Source organism: Cyclonatronum sp. (assembly GCF_022565315.1).
GTDB lineage: Bacteria > Bacteroidota > Rhodothermia > Balneolales > Cyclonatronaceae > Cyclonatronum.
In genome coordinates, this window is record NZ_JAIUMX010000075.1 from 1 (window position 1) to 17,725 (window position 17,725).

31 protein-coding genes and 1 pseudogene are annotated in these 17,725 nt (G+C 47.3%); 1 reads left to right on the top strand and 31 read right to left on the bottom strand.

Annotated elements, in window-relative coordinates:
- Positions 1-484: 484 nt before the first annotated feature.
- Entirely contained in the window at positions 485-1,300 is an 816-nt protein-coding gene (locus tag LAT75_RS11245; protein ID WP_291482763.1) for a hypothetical protein, read from the bottom strand.
- A 244-nt stretch (positions 1,301-1,544) separates the two neighbouring features.
- Here LAT75_RS11245 and LAT75_RS11250 point away from each other — a divergent pair, with 244 nt between their 5' ends.
- Positions 1,545-2,651, top strand: a complete 1,107-nt coding sequence (locus LAT75_RS11250; RefSeq protein ID WP_291482764.1) for an NAD(P)/FAD-dependent oxidoreductase — start codon at positions 1,545-1,547, stop codon at positions 2,649-2,651.
- 227 nt (positions 2,652-2,878) lie between these two features.
- Here the strand turns inward: LAT75_RS11250 and rplQ are convergent, their stop codons facing one another.
- From rplQ to tuf, 30 genes and pseudogenes are all read right to left on the bottom strand, one after another.
- Positions 2,879-3,337 carry a 50S ribosomal protein L17 gene (gene rplQ / locus LAT75_RS11255; RefSeq protein ID WP_363320558.1) on the bottom strand — a complete coding sequence of 153 codons (459 nt, stop codon included), beginning with the start codon at positions 3,335-3,337 and terminating at the stop codon, positions 2,879-2,881.
- A gap of 12 nt (positions 3,338-3,349) precedes the next feature.
- Complete coding sequence (locus LAT75_RS11260) at positions 3,350-4,339, bottom strand: DNA-directed RNA polymerase subunit alpha (RefSeq protein ID WP_291482765.1); 990 nt, start codon at positions 4,337-4,339, stop codon at positions 3,350-3,352.
- A gap of 27 nt (positions 4,340-4,366) precedes the next feature.
- Entirely contained in the window at positions 4,367-4,972 is a 606-nt protein-coding gene (gene rpsD / locus LAT75_RS11265) for a 30S ribosomal protein S4 (RefSeq protein ID WP_291482766.1), read from the bottom strand.
- A gap of 22 nt (positions 4,973-4,994) precedes the next feature.
- Positions 4,995-5,399: a 30S ribosomal protein S11 gene (gene rpsK, locus LAT75_RS11270; protein WP_291482767.1), complete on the bottom strand. Its 405-nt coding sequence runs from the start codon at positions 5,397-5,399 to the stop codon at positions 4,995-4,997.
- A 22-nt stretch (positions 5,400-5,421) separates the two neighbouring features.
- On the bottom strand, positions 5,422-5,802 hold the full coding sequence (gene rpsM / locus LAT75_RS11275) for a 30S ribosomal protein S13 (protein ID WP_291482768.1): 381 nt from the start codon (positions 5,800-5,802) through the stop codon (positions 5,422-5,424).
- Positions 5,803-5,822: 20 nt separating this feature from the next.
- On the bottom strand, positions 5,823-5,939 hold the full coding sequence (rpmJ, locus tag LAT75_RS11280; RefSeq protein WP_291482769.1) for a 50S ribosomal protein L36: 117 nt from the start codon (positions 5,937-5,939) through the stop codon (positions 5,823-5,825).
- Between the two features lie 5 nt (positions 5,940-5,944).
- A complete protein-coding gene (gene infA / locus LAT75_RS11285; protein WP_291482770.1) occupies positions 5,945-6,163 on the bottom strand; it encodes a translation initiation factor IF-1 in 219 nt (72 codons plus the stop codon).
- Between the two features lie 2 nt (positions 6,164-6,165).
- Complete coding sequence (gene map / locus LAT75_RS11290) at positions 6,166-6,972, bottom strand: type I methionyl aminopeptidase (RefSeq protein ID WP_291482771.1); 807 nt, start codon at positions 6,970-6,972, stop codon at positions 6,166-6,168.
- On the bottom strand, positions 6,972-8,282 hold the full coding sequence (gene secY / locus LAT75_RS11295; RefSeq protein ID WP_291482772.1) for a preprotein translocase subunit SecY: 1,311 nt from the start codon (positions 8,280-8,282) through the stop codon (positions 6,972-6,974). The genes map and secY overlap by 1 nt, the downstream gene beginning before the upstream one ends.
- A gap of 18 nt (positions 8,283-8,300) precedes the next feature.
- Positions 8,301-8,816: a 50S ribosomal protein L15 gene (gene rplO / locus LAT75_RS11300; RefSeq protein ID WP_291482773.1), complete on the bottom strand. Its 516-nt coding sequence runs from the start codon at positions 8,814-8,816 to the stop codon at positions 8,301-8,303.
- A gap of 28 nt (positions 8,817-8,844) precedes the next feature.
- A complete protein-coding gene (rpsE, locus tag LAT75_RS11305; RefSeq protein ID WP_291482774.1) occupies positions 8,845-9,372 on the bottom strand; it encodes a 30S ribosomal protein S5 in 528 nt (175 codons plus the stop codon).
- A 12-nt stretch (positions 9,373-9,384) separates the two neighbouring features.
- Complete coding sequence (gene rplR / locus LAT75_RS11310) at positions 9,385-9,747, bottom strand: 50S ribosomal protein L18 (protein ID WP_291482775.1); 363 nt, start codon at positions 9,745-9,747, stop codon at positions 9,385-9,387.
- Between the two features lie 12 nt (positions 9,748-9,759).
- Positions 9,760-10,311 (bottom strand): 50S ribosomal protein L6, encoded by a 552-nt coding sequence (gene rplF / locus LAT75_RS11315; RefSeq protein WP_291482776.1) that lies wholly within the window; start codon positions 10,309-10,311, stop codon positions 9,760-9,762.
- Between the two features lie 15 nt (positions 10,312-10,326).
- Positions 10,327-10,719 (bottom strand): 30S ribosomal protein S8, encoded by a 393-nt coding sequence (gene rpsH / locus LAT75_RS11320; protein WP_291482777.1) that lies wholly within the window; start codon positions 10,717-10,719, stop codon positions 10,327-10,329.
- Between the two features lie 35 nt (positions 10,720-10,754).
- Positions 10,755-11,024 (bottom strand): 30S ribosomal protein S14, encoded by a 270-nt coding sequence (gene rpsN / locus LAT75_RS11325; RefSeq protein ID WP_291482778.1) that lies wholly within the window; start codon positions 11,022-11,024, stop codon positions 10,755-10,757.
- A 13-nt stretch (positions 11,025-11,037) separates the two neighbouring features.
- Positions 11,038-11,595 (bottom strand): 50S ribosomal protein L5, encoded by a 558-nt coding sequence (gene rplE / locus LAT75_RS11330; protein ID WP_291482779.1) that lies wholly within the window; start codon positions 11,593-11,595, stop codon positions 11,038-11,040.
- A 14-nt stretch (positions 11,596-11,609) separates the two neighbouring features.
- Positions 11,610-11,960 carry a 50S ribosomal protein L24 gene (gene rplX, locus LAT75_RS11335; RefSeq protein ID WP_291482780.1) on the bottom strand — a complete coding sequence of 117 codons (351 nt, stop codon included), beginning with the start codon at positions 11,958-11,960 and terminating at the stop codon, positions 11,610-11,612.
- Between the two features lie 19 nt (positions 11,961-11,979).
- Positions 11,980-12,348 (bottom strand): 50S ribosomal protein L14, encoded by a 369-nt coding sequence (gene rplN, locus LAT75_RS11340; protein ID WP_291482781.1) that lies wholly within the window; start codon positions 12,346-12,348, stop codon positions 11,980-11,982.
- Between the two features lie 29 nt (positions 12,349-12,377).
- Positions 12,378-12,644 (bottom strand): 30S ribosomal protein S17, encoded by a 267-nt coding sequence (gene rpsQ / locus LAT75_RS11345; RefSeq protein WP_291482782.1) that lies wholly within the window; start codon positions 12,642-12,644, stop codon positions 12,378-12,380.
- Positions 12,645-12,671: 27 nt separating this feature from the next.
- Positions 12,672-12,866 carry a 50S ribosomal protein L29 gene (rpmC, locus tag LAT75_RS11350; protein WP_291482783.1) on the bottom strand — a complete coding sequence of 65 codons (195 nt, stop codon included), beginning with the start codon at positions 12,864-12,866 and terminating at the stop codon, positions 12,672-12,674.
- A gap of 21 nt (positions 12,867-12,887) precedes the next feature.
- Positions 12,888-13,310, bottom strand: a complete 423-nt coding sequence (gene rplP / locus LAT75_RS11355) for a 50S ribosomal protein L16 (RefSeq protein WP_291482784.1) — start codon at positions 13,308-13,310, stop codon at positions 12,888-12,890.
- A 30-nt stretch (positions 13,311-13,340) separates the two neighbouring features.
- Positions 13,341-14,147, bottom strand: coding sequence for a 30S ribosomal protein S3 (gene rpsC / locus LAT75_RS11360; protein WP_291482785.1), 807 nt, complete (start codon positions 14,145-14,147; stop codon positions 13,341-13,343).
- Positions 14,148-14,150: 3 nt separating this feature from the next.
- A complete protein-coding gene (rplV, locus tag LAT75_RS11365) occupies positions 14,151-14,534 on the bottom strand; it encodes a 50S ribosomal protein L22 (RefSeq protein ID WP_291482786.1) in 384 nt (127 codons plus the stop codon).
- Positions 14,535-14,539: 5 nt separating this feature from the next.
- Positions 14,540-14,818: a 30S ribosomal protein S19 gene (gene rpsS, locus LAT75_RS11370; protein ID WP_291482787.1), complete on the bottom strand. Its 279-nt coding sequence runs from the start codon at positions 14,816-14,818 to the stop codon at positions 14,540-14,542.
- A gap of 6 nt (positions 14,819-14,824) precedes the next feature.
- Positions 14,825-15,652 carry a 50S ribosomal protein L2 gene (gene rplB / locus LAT75_RS11375; RefSeq protein ID WP_291482788.1) on the bottom strand — a complete coding sequence of 276 codons (828 nt, stop codon included), beginning with the start codon at positions 15,650-15,652 and terminating at the stop codon, positions 14,825-14,827.
- Between the two features lie 13 nt (positions 15,653-15,665).
- On the bottom strand, positions 15,666-15,962 hold the full coding sequence (rplW, locus tag LAT75_RS11380) for a 50S ribosomal protein L23 (protein ID WP_291482789.1): 297 nt from the start codon (positions 15,960-15,962) through the stop codon (positions 15,666-15,668).
- Positions 15,959-16,606, bottom strand: coding sequence for a 50S ribosomal protein L4 (gene rplD / locus LAT75_RS11385; RefSeq protein ID WP_291482790.1), 648 nt, complete (start codon positions 16,604-16,606; stop codon positions 15,959-15,961). The genes rplW and rplD overlap by 4 nt, the downstream gene beginning before the upstream one ends.
- A 19-nt stretch (positions 16,607-16,625) precedes the next feature.
- Positions 16,626-17,252 carry a 50S ribosomal protein L3 gene (gene rplC / locus LAT75_RS11390; RefSeq protein ID WP_291482791.1) on the bottom strand — a complete coding sequence of 209 codons (627 nt, stop codon included), beginning with the start codon at positions 17,250-17,252 and terminating at the stop codon, positions 16,626-16,628.
- A 21-nt stretch (positions 17,253-17,273) separates the two neighbouring features.
- A complete protein-coding gene (gene rpsJ, locus LAT75_RS11395) occupies positions 17,274-17,585 on the bottom strand; it encodes a 30S ribosomal protein S10 (protein ID WP_114983389.1) in 312 nt (103 codons plus the stop codon).
- Positions 17,586-17,599: 14 nt separating this feature from the next.
- Positions 17,600-17,725, bottom strand: a pseudogene (tuf, locus tag LAT75_RS11400) (elongation factor Tu); the annotation flags it as partial.

Consider the following 17,725-nt stretch of genomic DNA (forward strand, 5'->3'; position numbering starts at 1 on the left):
AGGCCTGCTCAGACTGAAAAAACAAATTAGCACGTTTATTATCCCTGAACGACCCGACAGGAGCTACCCAAGAAGGACTAAACAGGGCAGGTACCGAAAATATAAATAAAGTTAGTGCCATTACTCTAAAGAGGGGAATTATGCGCGCCGGGGTGTCTTCGTAGTACCGCGAAAGAATTAGTGCGGATTTTTTGGTGCGGGATGCGCTAAGCTCTTCGGAGGCTTCCCGACCCGACTGCACCATTTCATTCAGCAATCCATTACACCAAGCTTCAAGCACACTGCTGGCCGCCGGCTGTCCGCTTGTTGCCGACCGTGACCCGGACCGGCCTTATCTTTTTGTGAAAGCAAAGCAAACACTGACTCCTAATCCCCGGCGACCCTGAAGGGGTCCCATATTTATAGAAAACATGGCCCCAAAAATCATTCCGACCCCAACGGGGTCGCACTTTCGGCAAGCAGCTCATCAAAAACGAAATTGCATTCAAAAGCCAAACCTGATTCCGCCCAGCAGGTAGTTCACCCATGCGAAGGTGTAAACATCATCCGTATCCGCTCCGCCGTCCAGAAAACGATAACCGGCAAAAAAACTGAAGCTATCACCAAGCCGGTAATCCGCCTGAAAGCTCACATCAAAAGCGCGCCCCTGCGGCGCAAGGAGGCCTTCGGCATCGAGCACAGCGGTGAGCCGGTCTGTAACTGTGGCAGCCGTGCGGAAGTGAAGCAGCGGCACCAGACCCAGATCCGTGTTGGTTTCGCGAAGCGCGCCCTGTGCAAGCTCAATTTTAGCATCGCGCACCAGCAGGGCGGCTCCCGCGCCGATTTCCCAGCGGCTGTCGCGGTAAAAATCGTAGCGATAAGTCGCCCGGTAGGTGTTGAAACGGTAGGTGCCCTGTGTGGGCAAACCTGACGCGAATTCCGAGTTCTCAAAGAAAACCGGCTCACTCAGGCGTCCGGTACCTGATTGTGAGAGGGGTGCAAAGAGCAGCCGGAGGTTATGCCGCTCCCCGAAGCCGATATTCAGATTCAGCCTGAGATAGGCTTGTGCGCCAGTTCCGGTGAGCTCAGTTAGGTCGAACCTTGTGCCGCTGTCGCCGGGTATGCGCGCTTCATTGCGCGAAAACCAGAACCCGCCGCTCTCAATGCCGATTCCCAGCCGGATTCCGGACAGTGGCTCTGCCTGCAAAACCATCTCATCGGTAATTACAGGTTCATCGGTTGCCTGTGCGTGAAGCGATGCGGGTACAGCACACAGCATGATGAGAAAAATAAGCATCACGGCCGGTGATAGTTTTGACATTTCACCGATACGCACTGCTGCTGTTTTGAATTCGGATTTTGGAAGTCTTCTTGTGATCATCATGATGTGAAATATAGTCTTGTGAATAGTTTGTGTTCAGATAAACCGCCCGATATTTTATTCGCGGCTAAGGTTCTGCGCTTCAGTAGTTTAATTTCTTTACTGATTATCACAACATTGCGGACATAACATCAATTCCGTTTTTATCGTGAATCCTGGCCCGCCCCGGGGTGTTTGCACGAACATGATTCATACCGACATACTCATCATTGGTGCCGGCCTTTCCGGTCTGCTTACGGCTTCCCTGCTTCAGCAGCGCAGGCCCGGGCTCCGCATCACCATTCTTGAAGCACGCCCCAATGCCGGTGGCCGCATCCGTACCCTCCGCGCTGAAAACACGGCCCCGCTCGAAATGGGTGCAACCTGGCTCACCAACGATCATCCCCGCCTGATGGCGCTCCTTAACCGGCTCGGTCTTGATGTGATGCCGCAGTACACCGGCCCGGAAGCTGTTTACGAATTTTCAGCCGCGCAAGCACCCCAACGGGTGCAGCTGCCGCCGGGTGAAAGCCAGAGCTATCGCGTGAAAGGAGGCACGGATCAGATCATCAGCGCGCTGCTTAAAGAGTTTGGTCCGGAGCAGCTCATTTGCAGCTCCCCGGTCCACTCCGTTAGTGCACAACCTTCTGCCGGAAAGGAATCGGACGGGCACGGTGGGCTTGAAGTCCGCACCCCCGATGCGGTTTACAGCGCCGCACTCGTTATCAGCACCCTTCCGCCGAGGCTGCTGGCTAACAGCGTAACCTTTGATCCGCCCCTGCCTGAGCCCTTTATGCGGATTGCCTCCCAAACCCACACCTGGATGTCTGATTCCGTTAAAGCGGGCTTCACCTACGCCGGCGCAGATCCGTTCTGGCTGAAACACGGCGCCGCTGGCACGCTGTTCAGCAATGCGGGACCGCTCACGGAGTTTTACGATCACTCTCAGGGCGGGCATTATGCCCTTGCCGGTTTTATGCACCCCGATATGGCAGGTCAGACGACAGAAACGAGGAAGAAACTCGCTCTCGGGCAGCTTACCCGCTTGCTCGGAAAACCTGCCGCAGATTATCAGTCTTATGCGGAGTGTGTCTGGAAGGATGAGGTTTTCACCCACAGTCCGTTCGCAGGTTTCCTGGTACCCCATCAGAACAGTGGTCACCCGGTATTCCGCGAGCCGCTCATGAAGGGGCGGCTCATCCTTGCCGGCACGGAAACGGCAGCATCACATCCGGGCTACATGGAGGGTGCCGTTGAAAGCGCCGGGCAGGCAGCCAATTCGGTCTTTGAGTATTTAGGGACTTCCGCATAGCAGCGATAAACTCTCCAATTTGCTGATGTTATGGCGGGATTTTGGTGATGGAGCATTTCCCAAAATAAATCTGCGCGAATCCGCCATCATCCGTAAAATCTGTGAGACATCAGCACGTATGGGGTGTACGTGTATGTTTCCGACTCGTATATCACAAAAAAAGGCAGCCAACCGAAGCTGACTGCCTTTTGCGAAAATAATACTGCGGAAGTGTCTGAAACAGAAGATTACTCTTCGGTTGTTTCTTCGCCTTCGTTATCCGATTTTTTCTTGCTGCCCCGGCGCGTTCTCTTACGCTTGGTAGCAGTAGTTTCTACACCTGATTCGTTGAAGTCAACGAGTTCGATCAGTGCAGTAGGGGCACCGTCTCCGGAACGGGTACCGAGCTTAATAACGCGGGTATAGCCGCCGTTACGCTCGCCGATAACCGGTACAATATCATCAAAAAGATGGGTTACTGTGTACTTGTCATTCAGAAATGAAAATACAAGACGACGATTGTGTGAATTGTCCTCTTTCAAAGCGCGGGTGATGAGGGGCTCAACGTAGCGGCGGAGCTCCTTGGCTTTTGGGAGGGTCGTAACGATTTTGTGGTTCTTAATCAGGGCGTTACTCAGCGCACGCATGGTTGCGTTACGGTGTGCATGTGTACGTCCTAATTTTCTGCCTCTTACCTGATGGCGCATTACGTACGTTCCTTATAAATTTTTGGTTTTATCTAAATACTTGGCGATGTCCATTCCGAAGTGCAGGTTTTTCTCTTCAATAACTTCCTGCAGCTCATTCAGAGACTTCTTACCGAAATTCCGGAAGCGCAGCAGCTCTGACTCATCCTTCGAAACAAGTTCAGAAATCGTGTTGATGTTTGCTGACTTCAGGCAGTTGTAGGCCCGTACAGAGAGGTTGAGGTCTTCAATACTCGTGCGGAGCAGGTTTGCGATGCGGATTGATTCGGCATCTACTTCCTCTTCTTCCTGAGTGAAGGGCTCTTCAATTTCTTCGGTAATAAATTTCTCAATATGATCTTTGAGAATTTTACCGGCAATAGTGAGGGCTTCCTTCGGGTTCACGGAACCGTCGGTAGTTACTTCCATGATGAGTTTTTCGTAATCGGTACGCTGACCAACACGCACATTCTCAACATTATACTTCACCGATTTAATAGGGGTGAAAATAGTATCGATAGGAAGGACTCCGATATCTGTTTCCTCTTCGATAATGTTTTCTTCCGAAGTAACATATCCGCGACCGCGCCCCATATGGAGTTCGATACGAATTTCGCCGTCTTCGGCAAGCGTAGCAATATGATGATTCGTATTTAGAACGGTATATTCTGCGCTTGAATCATTGATATTGGCGGCGGTGAAAGTACCGGGGCCTTTAACATGCACATTAATTACACCGGAACTTTGCTCAATCTGCTTAAAGCGCACGCCTTTGAGGTTTAGGATGATATCATAAACATCTTCAGAAACCCCGTTAATGCTTGAATATTCGTGCTTAACACCATCTATTTTAATAGCGGTGATGGCAACGCCAGGGAGAGATGACAGCAGTACCCGGCGGAAAGAGTTACCGATTGTAACACCGTAACCGCGTTCTAATGGCTGTAAAACGAATCTACCAAATGTATCGGAGGATTCATCAACCATCAAGCTGTTTGGCATTTGGAGATTTGTATTGCTCATAAAAACTTCTCGTACGGTTAATTCAGATTACTTGGAATAGAGCTCGACGATAAGCTGCACATTGATATTTTCCGGGATATCTTCCATTTCCGGATAATTCAGGAAGCGACCGCTCATCGACTTTTTATCCACCTCGAGCCAGTTATACCGGCTTTTAGGGCTTGGCGCGAGTGATTCATTAATCACTTCGAGATCCTTGGATTTAGGGCGAACACTGATGATATCACCAGGGCGCAGGGTGTAAGACGGGATGTTTACCACAATACCGTTTACAACAATATGACGGTGGGTTACGAGCTGACGGGCCTGACGGCGTGTTCTTGCAAAACCAAGACGGAAAACGGTGTTATCAAGGCGGGCCTCGAGATATTTCATAAGGTTTTCACCGGTAACGCCTTCGCGTGCACTTGCTTTTTTAAACAAGTTGCGGAATTGCTTTTCGAGCAGACCGTAGGTGTACTTTGCTTTTTGCTTTTGCTCAAGCTGTACAGCGTATTCAGATTTTTTCTGGAATCGGGATCTGCCATGCTGACCCGGGCCATAAGGTTTTCTTTCTACCGCTTTACTGGGGCCGAAAATGGGCTCTTTAAACCGGCGGGCCTTTTTCTGCTTGGGACCTGTATATCTTGCCATGTTGAATTAGTATAAAATTGAATTAAACTCTTCTTCTTTTGGGAGGGCGGCATCCGTTGTGCGGGATCGGTGTTGTATCCTTAATGGAATCAACTTCAAAGCCAATTGCACCAAGTGCACGTACAGCTGCTTCTCTGCCTGTACCGGGGCCCTTAACAAACACGTTTACTTTTCTAAGTCCCATTTCGTAGGCAACTCTGCCGGCGGTTTCGGCACTGAGTTGTGCTGCATAAGGAGTGTTTTTGCGAGAGCCTTTAAAGCCCTGATTGCCCGCAGAAGACCATGAGATGGTATTACCGCTCGTATCAGTGATGGTAACAATCACATTGTTGAACGTAGCCTTAATAAACACCAGGCCATTCGGATCAGATAGCTGCTTTTTTTTCTTTTTAGCGGCAGCTGCTGTTTTAGCTTGTCTTTTTGCCATTGTATGCTTTATCTGTTATGAATTACTTACGGGGTGCAGCTTTCTTGCCAGCTACGGTTCTTCTGCGGCCTTTACGGGTTCTCGCATTGGTTTTCGTGCGCTGCCCTCTTACCGGAAGTCCTCTTCTGTGACGCAGGCCGCGGTAACAGCCAACATCCATCAGGCGCTTAATATTGGCATTCACTTCTGAACGCAATGCACCTTCAAGTTTGAAGTTCTCATCGAGATACTTACGGATCTCAATCACCTCATCTTCGGTCCAGTCACCGACTTTGGTGTCCGGAGAGATACCAAGCTCCGTAAGTATGTGGTTTGAGCGGGTTTTACCAATACCGAAAATATAGGTGAGACCAATAAGCCCGCGTTTTTGCTTTGGTAAGTCGATACCTGCTAATCTTGCCATAATTGATACTGTTTTCTGGATTAACCCTGACGCTGTTTATTGCGGGGATTTTTCTTATTGATGATGAAAATGCGTCCTTTCCGGCGTACAATTTTGTCGCTGGATGCTCTTTTACGGACTGAAGATTTCGTTTTCATAATATTTATTTGTAACGATAAGTGATTCTGCCTTTAGTTAAATCGTAAGGAGACATTTCAACAGTTACCTTGTCGCCGGGTAATATTTTGATGTAAAACATCCTCATCTTACCTGATACGTGTGCAAGGATTTCATGACCGTTTTCAAGCTTCACTTTGAACTGCGCATTAGGCAATGCCTCAATGATGGTTCCTTCCTGCTTAATGGGCTCTTGCTTGGCCATACTTAGGAATTTCTTTGATCTAATTGAATTTTGGTTATTTCCTCAATATACTGAAAAGTTGACAGAATTTCAGCAACGCCTTCCCTGACAACCACGTCGTGCTCAAAATGAGCCGACTTGCTGCCGTCAGCTGTTACGATAGTCCAGCCATCGCGCAGCGTTTTCACTTTCCAACTGCCCATGTTAATCATTGGCTCAATGGCGAGTGTCATTCCGCTGCGAAGACGTTTACCGGATCCAGGCTTTCCAAAATTAGGTACTGAGGGCTCCTCATGCAGTGATTTGCCCAACCCGTGCCCAACAAGATCCCGAACTACTCCAAATCCGTTTTGCTCACAGTGCGACTGTACTGCGTGGGAAATGTCTCCGATCTTATTCCCGTGTACAGCTTGCTCAATACCGAGATAAAGTGATTCCATTGTTGTAAGAAGTAATTTTTTCTCTTCTTCCGTGCAATCACCTACGATATATGTGTAGGCTGAATCACCAAAATAGCCATTCAGCTCAACACCACAATCAATCGAGACCAGATCACCTTCCTGTAGCTCATACGCGCCGGGAAAGCCGTGTACCACCTGATCATTAACCGAAATACAAAGCGTGGCAGGGAAAGGATTTTTTCTTGGTCCGTACCCCTTAAAGGCTGCCCTGCCGTTGTTCAGCCTGATGTAATCTTCGGCTACCTGATCAAGCTTTGCCGTTGTTACACCCGGTTTCACATGCTTCGCTACCTCAGCATGAGTTCTCGAAACGAGCTGCGCGCTTTTGCGCATCAGCTCAATTTCGTACTCACTCTTCAAATACACCATTACATCCTTCGTCTGCCTTTAATTCGGCCGGTCTTCATGAAACCGTCGTAATGACGCATCATCAGATGGCTTTCAACCTGCTGAAGGGTATCAAGACCTACACCGACAATAATCAGAAGGCTTGTTCCTCCATAAAACATTGCGAAACCAGGAGTTACACCGAAGTTAGCCACTATAGCCGGCAGAATTGCAACTGTTGAAAGGAACAGGGCTCCCGGAAATGTAATCTTGGTAAGTATATTGTCGATAAACTCGACCGTCTGCTTACCGGGTCTTACACCGGGTATAAAACCACCCTGACGTTTCATAGTATCAGCCATTTCCTTGGGGTTAATTACAATCGCGGTATAGAAAAAGGTGAAAAACACACAGATTGTAAAGAACACAATGGAATAAGTAAGCCCTGTGAAATCGCCGGACCATCGGGTAAGGTTTTGCACGGTTTCATTTGTAGGGAAAAACATACCGAAGGTACTCGGAATGAACATGATGGACTGTGCAAAGATAATTGGCATAACGCCTGCAGCATTTACCCTGAGCGGCAGGTACTGCGTCGTTCCGCCATATACTTTGCGGCCAACAACCCTGCGGGCGTACTGTACAGGTATTCTGCGCTGACCCTGAGTGAGCAGTACTACTGAAGCCGTTACAAGAACAAGCACCGCTACTTCAACAAAAACGATAATTGCATTAGCCTGCGTGTTCCATTCGTTCATGAAGTTGGTTGGCAGGGCAGCGATAATACCGATCATAATGAGCAGTGATATACCGTTACCGATACCACGTTCCGTAATACGTTCACCAAGCCACATTACAAACACTGTACCGGCAGTAAGCACAATCATACAGTTGATAATGAATGCTGTGCTGCTTACAACAATGGCGTCAGGTTGTGTAGCCAGAAGGTTGATCCCAAAACCAATCGACTGAATGAGCGTGATGAGAACCGTACCATACCGGGTTAACTGATTGATTTTGCGTCGCCCTTCCTCACCTTCGCGCTGAAGTTTCTGGAAGTACGGTACCACAGCACCCATCAGCTGAATGATAATGGCGGCCGTAATGTAGGGCATAATCCCCAGGGCAAACACGCCGGCACGTGCAAAGGCACCACCAACGAACAGGTTAATTAACCCGAGGAAATCCGTTGCCGGACCGCCGCCTGACTGAGCCAGGGCAGCTGCATCAACACCGGGCATGGTGATGAAGGTACCCACACGGAATATTAACAGGATTCCTATCGTGTAGAATATCCTGTTTTTTAGTTCTTCAATTTTGAAGATGTTTTGAAAATTTTCAATCAAGCTCATCAGATAACGAAGCCGTTTTTATGATTCTGTTTTGGTTGAACTATCGGCTGCTCCGCTTTTTACAGCTTTAACACCGATGTTTTGGCCAACTTTTACCGTAGAACCACCAGCTTTTTCGATGGCTTCTGTTGCCGATTTGCTGAAACCGTGGGCTTCAATCGTAACAGCGGCGGAAAGTTCTCCTCTTCCCAGAACTTTAACGAGGTCTTTCTTTCCAACAAGACCTACTTTGTTAAAATCACTGATTTTAATATCAGCGGAGAGCTTGCCTTCTTCCATAAGTACCTGAATGGTATCCAGGTTTACGGCTTTATATTCAGTCCTGAACGGGCTGTGAAATCCGAATTTAGGTACCCGGCGCTGAAGGGGCATCTGCCCGCCTTCAAAACCGCTCTTGTAGGAGTAACCGCTTCTGGATTTTTGCCCTTTATGACCACGGCCGGATTGCTGACCCAGACCGGAACCTTCACCTCTACCCACACGCTTAGGCGTTTTCAGGTTTGGTTTAGGTGCTTTTAAGCTATGTAATTTCATCAGTTAGATATCCTTAAGAATGAGGTTATCAGCCTTCGAAAACCCGTGAAAGCGGGATTCCTCGACGTTGTGCAATTTCAGAGGGTTCAACAAGCTGACGCAGGGCATCAATTGTTGCCTTAACCATGTTGTGCGGGTTGGATGAACCCAGTGACTTGCTCAGAATGTTGGTAATTCCGGCACTTTCAAGCACTGCCTTTACAGGGCCGCCGGCAATTACTCCGGTACCTTCTGAAGCAGGAATGAGAAGTACTTCACCGGCACCACACTTTCCTACAACTTTGAACGGAATGGTTCCCGTTGAGGTAATGGGCACACGGATCAGGTTTTTACGGGCGTCATCAACACCTTTCTGAATGGCATCAGAAACTTCATTGGCTTTACCCATACCGTTACCGACAATTCCTTCCTTGTTGCCGACTACAACAATAGAATTAAAACTAAAGCGACGGCCCCCTTTAACTACCTTAGCTACACGGTTAATGTGCACCAGGCGGTCTTCAAGGTTAAGCTCATTGGCTTTGATATTATAATTACGACGTCTGAATCTTGGCATTAGTCCTGTAATTTAGAATTTGAGTCCGCCTTCACGTGCACCTTCCGCAACTTCCTTAACTATACCATGGTAGGTATAGCCGCTGCGATCGTACACACAGGTTTCAATATTTGATTCTTTGGCGAATTCGGCGATTTTAAGACCGATGAGTTTCGCTTTTTCCAAACCTGCTTTGCCGTCGAGCAATTCTTTCAGGTCCGGACTCAGTGTTGATGCATGCGCCAGTGTAACAGCGTTCTTGTCATCAATAAGCTGCGCATAGATATGCTTAGAGCTTTTAAATACAGACAGGCGTGGTCGCTGAGGAGTACCGGAAATTTTGCTCCGAACCCGTCTGCGGATTCTATCTCTTTTAGTGATATTTCTGTTAACCATAATCTTAGTTTATTATCTACCTGCTGATTTACCTGCCTTCTTACGAACATACTCTCCAAGGTACCGGATCCCTTTACCTTTGTAGGGCTCAGGTTTGCGGAGAGAGCGGATTTTAGCGGATACCTGACCAACCATTGCTTTATCGGCACCGGAGATAATGATGCGCGGGTTTTTGGTAGTCTTTGTATCAACTTCTATTGTTATGCCCTGAGGCGGCACAAAATAGAAAGCGTGAGAATAACCGAGAGCGAGTTCAAGTACTTCGCCATTAAGTGTGGCACGATAACCTACACCCTGGATTTCAAGAACTTTTTTAAATCCTTCAGACACACCAACAACAAGGTTGTTCACCAGAGAACGATAAAGACCGTGGCGTGCGCGGCTTGTTTTGTCGTCAACTTTTCTTTCGAGGGAAAGCGTATTGTCTTCGAATTTAATGGTAAGGCAGGGATCAACTTCAAGCGATAATTCGCCGTTTTTCCCCTTTACAGTGATGCTGTTACCCGTAAGGTCAATAGTAACCCCTTCAGGTACAGTTATGGGCAAAATTCCTATACGTGACATTTCAAAATCCTGTTTTTAGTAAATTTCGCAAATTATTTCACCGCCAACACCAAGCTTACGGGCTTCCTTATCGGTCATTACGCCCTGAGAGGTCGTAAGTATGGCAATTCCGTAGCCATTAAGTACACGGGGTACATCCTGGGAAGAGCAATATTTTCTCAGCCCTGGTTTTGAAACTCTGTCAAGTTTTTTGATAACAGGAGTTCCGTAATGATCGTATTTGAGGAATACACGGATAAGTCCCTGCTTGTTATCATCGATATCCAGATAATTCTGAATGTAACCTTTATCGTGGAGAATCTGCGTGATAGCACGCTTCATTTTAGAAGCGGGAATATCCACGCGGCGGTGTCCGGCCCGCTGAGCATTTCTGATTCTCGTCAGATAATCTGCTATTGGATCAGTCATGATTTAAATTATAGTGTGTGTAAATATTATTGGTGTTACCAGCTTGCTTTTTTGATGCCGGGCAGATCGCCCTTCAGAGCCATTTCTCTGAATTTTATACGGGAAATACCGTACTTGCCGATAAAACCGCGACCACGGCCGGTAATACTGCACCGGTTGCGAAGGCGGGTCGGGCTGGCATTGCGCGGTAGTTTTTGAAGGCCTTCGTAATCACCGGCTTCTTTTAAAGCCTTGCGCTTCTCGGCATACTTCTCTACCGTTTTCAGTCTTTTTGCATTGCGTGCAATCCAGGATTTTTTTGCCATATCGAGGGTTATATCAGTTTTTATTGCGTTTTACGAAGGGCATTCCAAAAGCCTTGAGAAGCTTGATAGCCTGCTCGTCATTCTCGGCTGTGGTCACAAAAGTGATGTTCATACCATGAATCTGGTCAAGCTTATCCGTATCAATTTCAGGGAAAATGGAGTGTTCCTTAACGCCCATTGAGAAATTACCCCTTCCATCAAAACCTTTGTCGCTTACGCCCTGAAAGTCCCGTGTTCTGGGGAGGGCCAAGTTAATCAATCGGTCGATAAATTCATACATCTTGGACTGTCGCAGAGTTACTTTACAGCCAATAGGCATTTGCTCACGCAGCTTGAAGTTCGAAATCGACTTTCTTGCTTTAGTGAGTACCGGTTTTTGACCGGTAATAAGGGCAATATTAGCCGCTACATCATCAAGACGCTTGCGGTCGGTTATTGCTTCACCCACACCTACATTAATAACGATCTTCTCAATTTTGGGTACTGCCATAATATTTGGCAGAGAGAAATCTTTAATGAGTTGGGGTACAATCTCGTTTTTATAAACGGTATAGAGTCGTGCTTCAGCCATAGTAAAAGAAATTCCTATTTGTCGAGGACTTCACCGCTGAGCTTGGAATATCTCACCCAGCGCGTTTTTCCGTTTTCTTCAAGTTTTTTTCGGCCCACACGAGTTGGCTCGTTGCTGACCGGATCGAGCGGCAGTACGTTGGATACGTGAATCGGCATTTCCTGCTCGATTCGACCGCCCTGCGGGTACTGCTGATTAGGTTTTTGATGCTTCACCTTTACGTTGATGCCTTCTACAACAACACGCTCAGTATCAGGGAAAACCATCAGCACCTTACCGGTACCTCTTGAGGCGCCGGAAATGACCTGCACCATGTCGCCTTTCTTGACATGGAGCTTATTTTGTTTATTAAATTTGCGAGGCATAAATCCTTACCTGTTTGTGTTAGAGTACTTCGGGTGCCAGGGATACGATACGCATGAAGTTATTTTCACGCAGCTCGCGGGCTACAGGTCCGAAAATACGTGTTCCAACCGGCTCGTTATCCTTGTTAATAACCACAGCGGCATTCTCATCGAAGCGAATGTAGCTTCCGTCGGGCCGTCTGTATTCTTTTTTGGTTCTTACCACTACCGCTTTCACAACATCACCCTTTTTGACGTTACCGCCGGGAAGAGCTGCTTTAACGGAGCAGGTAATCAGGTCGCCAACACGTGCATAGCGTCTTTTGGAGTCGCCAAGCACTTTAATGCACATCACTTTTTTGGCACCACTGTTATCAGCAACCGTAAGTATTGTTTGCGTTTGTACCATGTTTTATTGTCCTTGCTAAGTAATGTGTGTTATTTGGCTCGTTCAATAATTTCAACAAGTCTCCAGCGCTTGGTTTTGGAAAGCGGGCGTGTTTCCATAATGCGAACAAGGTCGCCAGGATTAGCCGCATTTTCCTCATCATGCGTCATGTATTTTTTCGTCTTGGTAATGAACTTGCTGTAAATCGGGTGCTTGATCTGGCGCTCAACAGCAACAGTAATGCTTTTATTCATACTGTTACTAACTACGCGGCCGATCCGCTGCTTTCTTTCTTTGCGTTCTAAATTGTCTGACATAATTCAAATAAGATGTAGGGCTGATACTTAGGCTTGTTCTTTTTCTGCAATGATTGTTAGCAGACGCGCAGTATCCCTGCGAAGCATCTTAAAGCGGGCCGGGTTTTCGACCTGACCGGCAACAGCTTTGTTAAAACGCATTTTCTGAAGGGCACTTTCATTTTCTTTCACCCTTACCTGCAGTTCTTCCAAAGACAGTTCACGTAATTCGTGTGGTTTCATCTTTATAATTCCTGAATTTTATCAACTACCGTTGTAGTCTCTACGGGTGAGCAGTTTCGTTTTAACCGGCAGCTTAAACTGAGCCAGGCGCAGTGCTTCATAAGCAAGTTTCTGGCTTACACCGGTAACCTCGAACAGTATCGTTCCCGGATGAACTACCGCTACGAAGTGATCAAGTGCACCTTTACCTTTACCCATTCGGGTTTCAGCAGGCTTACTTGTTACAGGTTTGTCGGGAAAAATCCGAATCCAAATCTGACCCTCACGGGACATTTTCCTTGAAATTGCGATACGGCAGGCTTCAATCTGACGGGCAGTGATATACTTGGGCTCAAGTGATTTAATAGCAAAATCACCAAACGCAATTTTATGACCGCGACCGGCATTTCCTTTAATGCGGCCTTTGTGTACGCGTCTTCTTTTAACTCGTTTTGGTTCTAACATAAGTATAATCCGTTTATGCGATTAAAGAGACTATTGTCTGGGTCGGCGCTGACCTCTTCCGCCGCCGCCGCCATTTCCACCTGCACCACCGCCACCGCTACCACGTTTCCGTCGGTCGCCGGTATTTCTGCGGCCGCCACCGCCTCTGCGGTTAGCACCAGGGCCTGCTTTTTCCTGCTTAGCGGTAATGGTTGAAGGAGACAGATCTACTTCACCAATGATCTCACCTTTAAAAATCCATACTGATACACCAATACTGCCGTAAATAGTCTGGGCAGTGTGGTTGTAGTAATCGATTTCAGCACGAAGCGTATGAAGCGGTACCCGACCTTCTTTATACTGTTCGGTACGTGCCATTTCAGCACCGCCCAGGCGGCCGCTGCATTTCACTTTAATACCTTTTGCTCCCATACGCATAGCTGAGGCTATGGCAGTTTTCATTGCACGTCTGAATGAAATCCGCGCTTCAAGCTGCTGAGCAATGTTTTGTGCAACAAGGCTCGCATCAACTTCCGGCCGCTTAATTTCACTGATGTTAATCTGAACATCTTTATCCGTGAATTTCTTCAGCTCGTTGCGGATTTTATCCACTTCTTCACCGCCTTTTCCAATAATTACACCTGGACGGCTGGTAAGCAGTGTCAGCAGTACACGCTTTGGTGTACGCTCAATGATAATTCGGGAAAGACCGGCGTTACCAAGGCGTTTGCGCAGGTATGTACGAAGCGCAAAATCTTCCTTTACGTTTTCAGCCGTATTATTTTCCGTGTACCAGTTGGAATTCCAGCCACGAATAATTCCAAGTCTTAAACCTACCGGATGTGTTTTCTGACCCAATGTTTATTCCTCTATGGTTTCGGATTCATCTTTCTTTTCAACAATCACTGTGATGTGGCTCATACGCTTGCGGATAGGATGCGCTCTGCCCTGCGGAGCAGGCTGTATGCGCTTAAGCGTTGGGCCTTCATCAACCATAATGGTTTTGATCCTGAGGTCGCTCATTTCAATGGCTTCATCTTCAAATTTATCCTGAAGATTGGCTGATGCTGAACGAATAACTTTGGATACTTCAGGTGCGCCGGCTTTATTGACGTGTTTGAGCTTGTTCATCGCCATTTCAACATCCATGCCCCGTACAAGATCAGCCACAAGGCGCAGCTTGCGGGGTGCTCTGCGCAGGTAGCGCTGAACGGCTTTAGCTTCGTATTTAACGGTTGGTTCCATAGGATTTATCGTTTTTTATCACCTTTCTTAACCGGGTGACCCTTGAATGTTCTTGTCGGAGCAAATTCGCCAAGTTTATGACCTACCATATTTTCAGTAACATAAACAGGGATAAACTGCTTTCCATTATGCACGGCAAACGTAAGACCCACGAAATCCGGCGTAATCATAGAGCCTCTTGACCAGGTTTTGATCACTTTCTTGGATTTGGCTTCCAGGCTTTGATCTACCTTCTTCTGTAGTTTGAAATGGACGAAAGGTCCTTTTTTTAATGATCTTGGCATATCCTGTTACTTTAGATTCCGTCTTCTTACAATGAATTTGGATGACAGCTTGCGGCGGTTGCGTGTCTTTTTGCCTTTGGCAATCTGCCCCCATGGTGAGCGCGGGTGCCCTCCGGAAGCTCTTCCTTCACCACCACCCATCGGGTGATCGACCGGGTTCATGGCAACACCACGGGTTGTCGGGCGAATACCCAGCCAGCGGCTGCGCCCTGCTTTACCCAGGGTTACATTCATGTGGTCCAGGTTACTTACCGTTCCTACGGTTGCAATACATCTGCCCAATATCATCCGAACTTCACCTGATGGAAGTTTCAGCGTTACATACCGGTCTGATTTTGCAATAAGCTGAGCCGAAGTTCCTGCACTGCGTACAATCTGACCACCTTTACCGGGCTGCATTTCCACATTGTGTACCGTAGTACCAAGTGGCATGTTCATCAACGGCATAGCGTTAGCTGTATCAGGAGCTGCGCTTTGGCTGCTAACTACTACATCACCAACTTTTAGCTTGTTTGGTGCAAGTATGTAGCGTTTTTCGCCATCAGCGTAGTGTAGCAGAGCGATGCGGGCCGTACGGTTCGGATCGTACTCAATGGTAGCTACCTTGGCAGGAATATCAAATTTATTCCGTTTGAAATCGATAATACGGTAACGACGCTTGTGTCCGCCACCCTGATGCCGGGTAGTAATCCGGCCGTGATTATTACGACCGGCTTTAGAATGAAGCTTCGCAAGCAGTGATTTCTCAGGCTTGTCCGTCGTGATTTCGCTAAAATCAGGCGCTATTCTATGTCGCGTACCAGGTGTTACTGGCTTTAATTTCTTAGTAGGCATAGTTCAATGCTGATTAAATTTCACTGAAAAAGTCTATTTCCTGGCCTTCTTTCAGCGTGATGAAAGCTTTCTTTTGCTTCGCTGTTCTTCCGGACAGGTATCCGCTTTTGGTAAAACGGCCTTTAGGTTTGGTTGCTGTAATAAGCGTTCTCACCTTCAAGACCTGTACTTCAGGGTACATGCGTTCTACTTCAGCCTTTATTTCAGGCTTGGTTGCGTCAATAGCTACCAAAAAACAATATTTACCTTGTTTTTCCTGAATCTTGGTGAGCTTCTCGGTGATGAGCGGCTTAATTAAAACTTTACTCATGCTGCGGCCTCCTCACTTTTATCCAGTACAGATGTTAGCACATTTAATGCTGATTCGGTAAGCAGTACAAAATCAGCGTGCAACACTTCGTAAGTAGATGGTTTATATGCTTCAAGTACTGAAACACCGGGGATGTTACGCCCTGATTTGTACAGAATGGTATCTGTAGTTCCGGTAAGAAGGAGTACTTTCTTGCCTTCGAGTTTCAGATTTTTGAGCACAGTAAGCAGTGAAGACGTTTTCGGAGCTTCAAAACTGAAGTCTTCTACAACTACTACTGCATTGTCCTTAGCTTTATATGTGAAGGCTGACTTGCGGGCAAGTTCCTTCATTTTCTTGGTAAGGCGGATTGTGTATGCACGCGGGCGTGGTCCGAATACGGTACCGCCGCCTTTGAGCAGGGGTGAACGCAGGGTGCCGCGACGTGCGCCGCCGGTACCTTTCTGACGGAATGCTTTTTTACCGCCGCCTCTTACCTCAGTTCTGCCTTTTGTTTTAGCAGTACCTTGGCGCTGATGTGCGAGATATGCTCTCACATCTTCATAAACCAGCGTATCTCTGGGCTCTATAGCGAATACTGATTCGGGCAGCTCAACTGTCCGGCCGGTTTCAGTACCGTCCGTTTTGAGTATGTTCAATTTCATTTCTGTTTTCCCTTTCCGTTCAAGGATTGTGAATTTCTACGAGACGGCCTTTGGGACCCGGAATTGCGCCTTTTATCAGAATCAGATTTGATTCAGGCAGGATTTTAACCACCTGAAGATCTTTCACTGTAACGCGCTCATTTCCTGTTCGACCACCCATTCTAAGGCCTTTGAAAACCTTAGATGGTGATGATGCCTGACCGATTGATCCCGGGGCTCTCTCACGGTTATGCTGACCGTGCGTACGACCGCCCACACCGCTAAAACCATGACGTTTTACAACACCCATGAAGCCTTTGCCTTTGCTTGTACCAACTACATGAACACGGCTGCCTGCTTCAATTACGTCTTCAACTTTCAGGGTATCGCCGGTTGACAGTCCTTCCGGTACAAAACCACGAAATTCTTTGACGTAGCGTTTTGGAGTGGTGTTGGCTTTTTCAAAATGCCCCTGAAGAGCCTTTGAAACATTTTTAGGCTTTTTCTCGCCCATTGCCAGCTGCACGGCATCATAACCATCTTTTTCCTTACGGAAAATCTGAGTAATTACGCAAGGTCCGGCTTCGATAACTGTTACGGGAAGATGGTTGCCGCCTTCATCGAAAACGCTCGTCATTCCCACTTTTATGCCTAATATTCCGCTCATTTTTAGAAACTTATGAGGTTATCAAACTTTAATTTCAACATCTACACCGGATGGCAGCTCAAGCTTCATCAATGCATCTACGGTTTGTGTACCCGTTGACAATATGTCAATAAGACGCTTATGTGATCTTGACTCAAACTGCTCGCGGGATTTTTTGTCCACGAATACGGACCGGTTAACCGTGTAAATAGTCTTGTCGGTTGGCAGTGGGATCGGGCCCGATACCACTGCTCCGGTTGACTTCACGGTCTTGATAATCTTCTCAGCTGATTTGTCAATCAGATTATGATCGTAAGATTTCAGCTTTATTCTGATTTTCTGTTGTGTAGCCACTTATCTACCTCTTATTAGTCAAGAATTTTTGCTACAACACCTGCACCTACGGTGCGGCCGCCTTCACGAATAGCGAAGCGAAGACCATCTTCCATAGCGATAGGCTGAATCAGATCTACCGTCAGGTTTACGTTGTCACC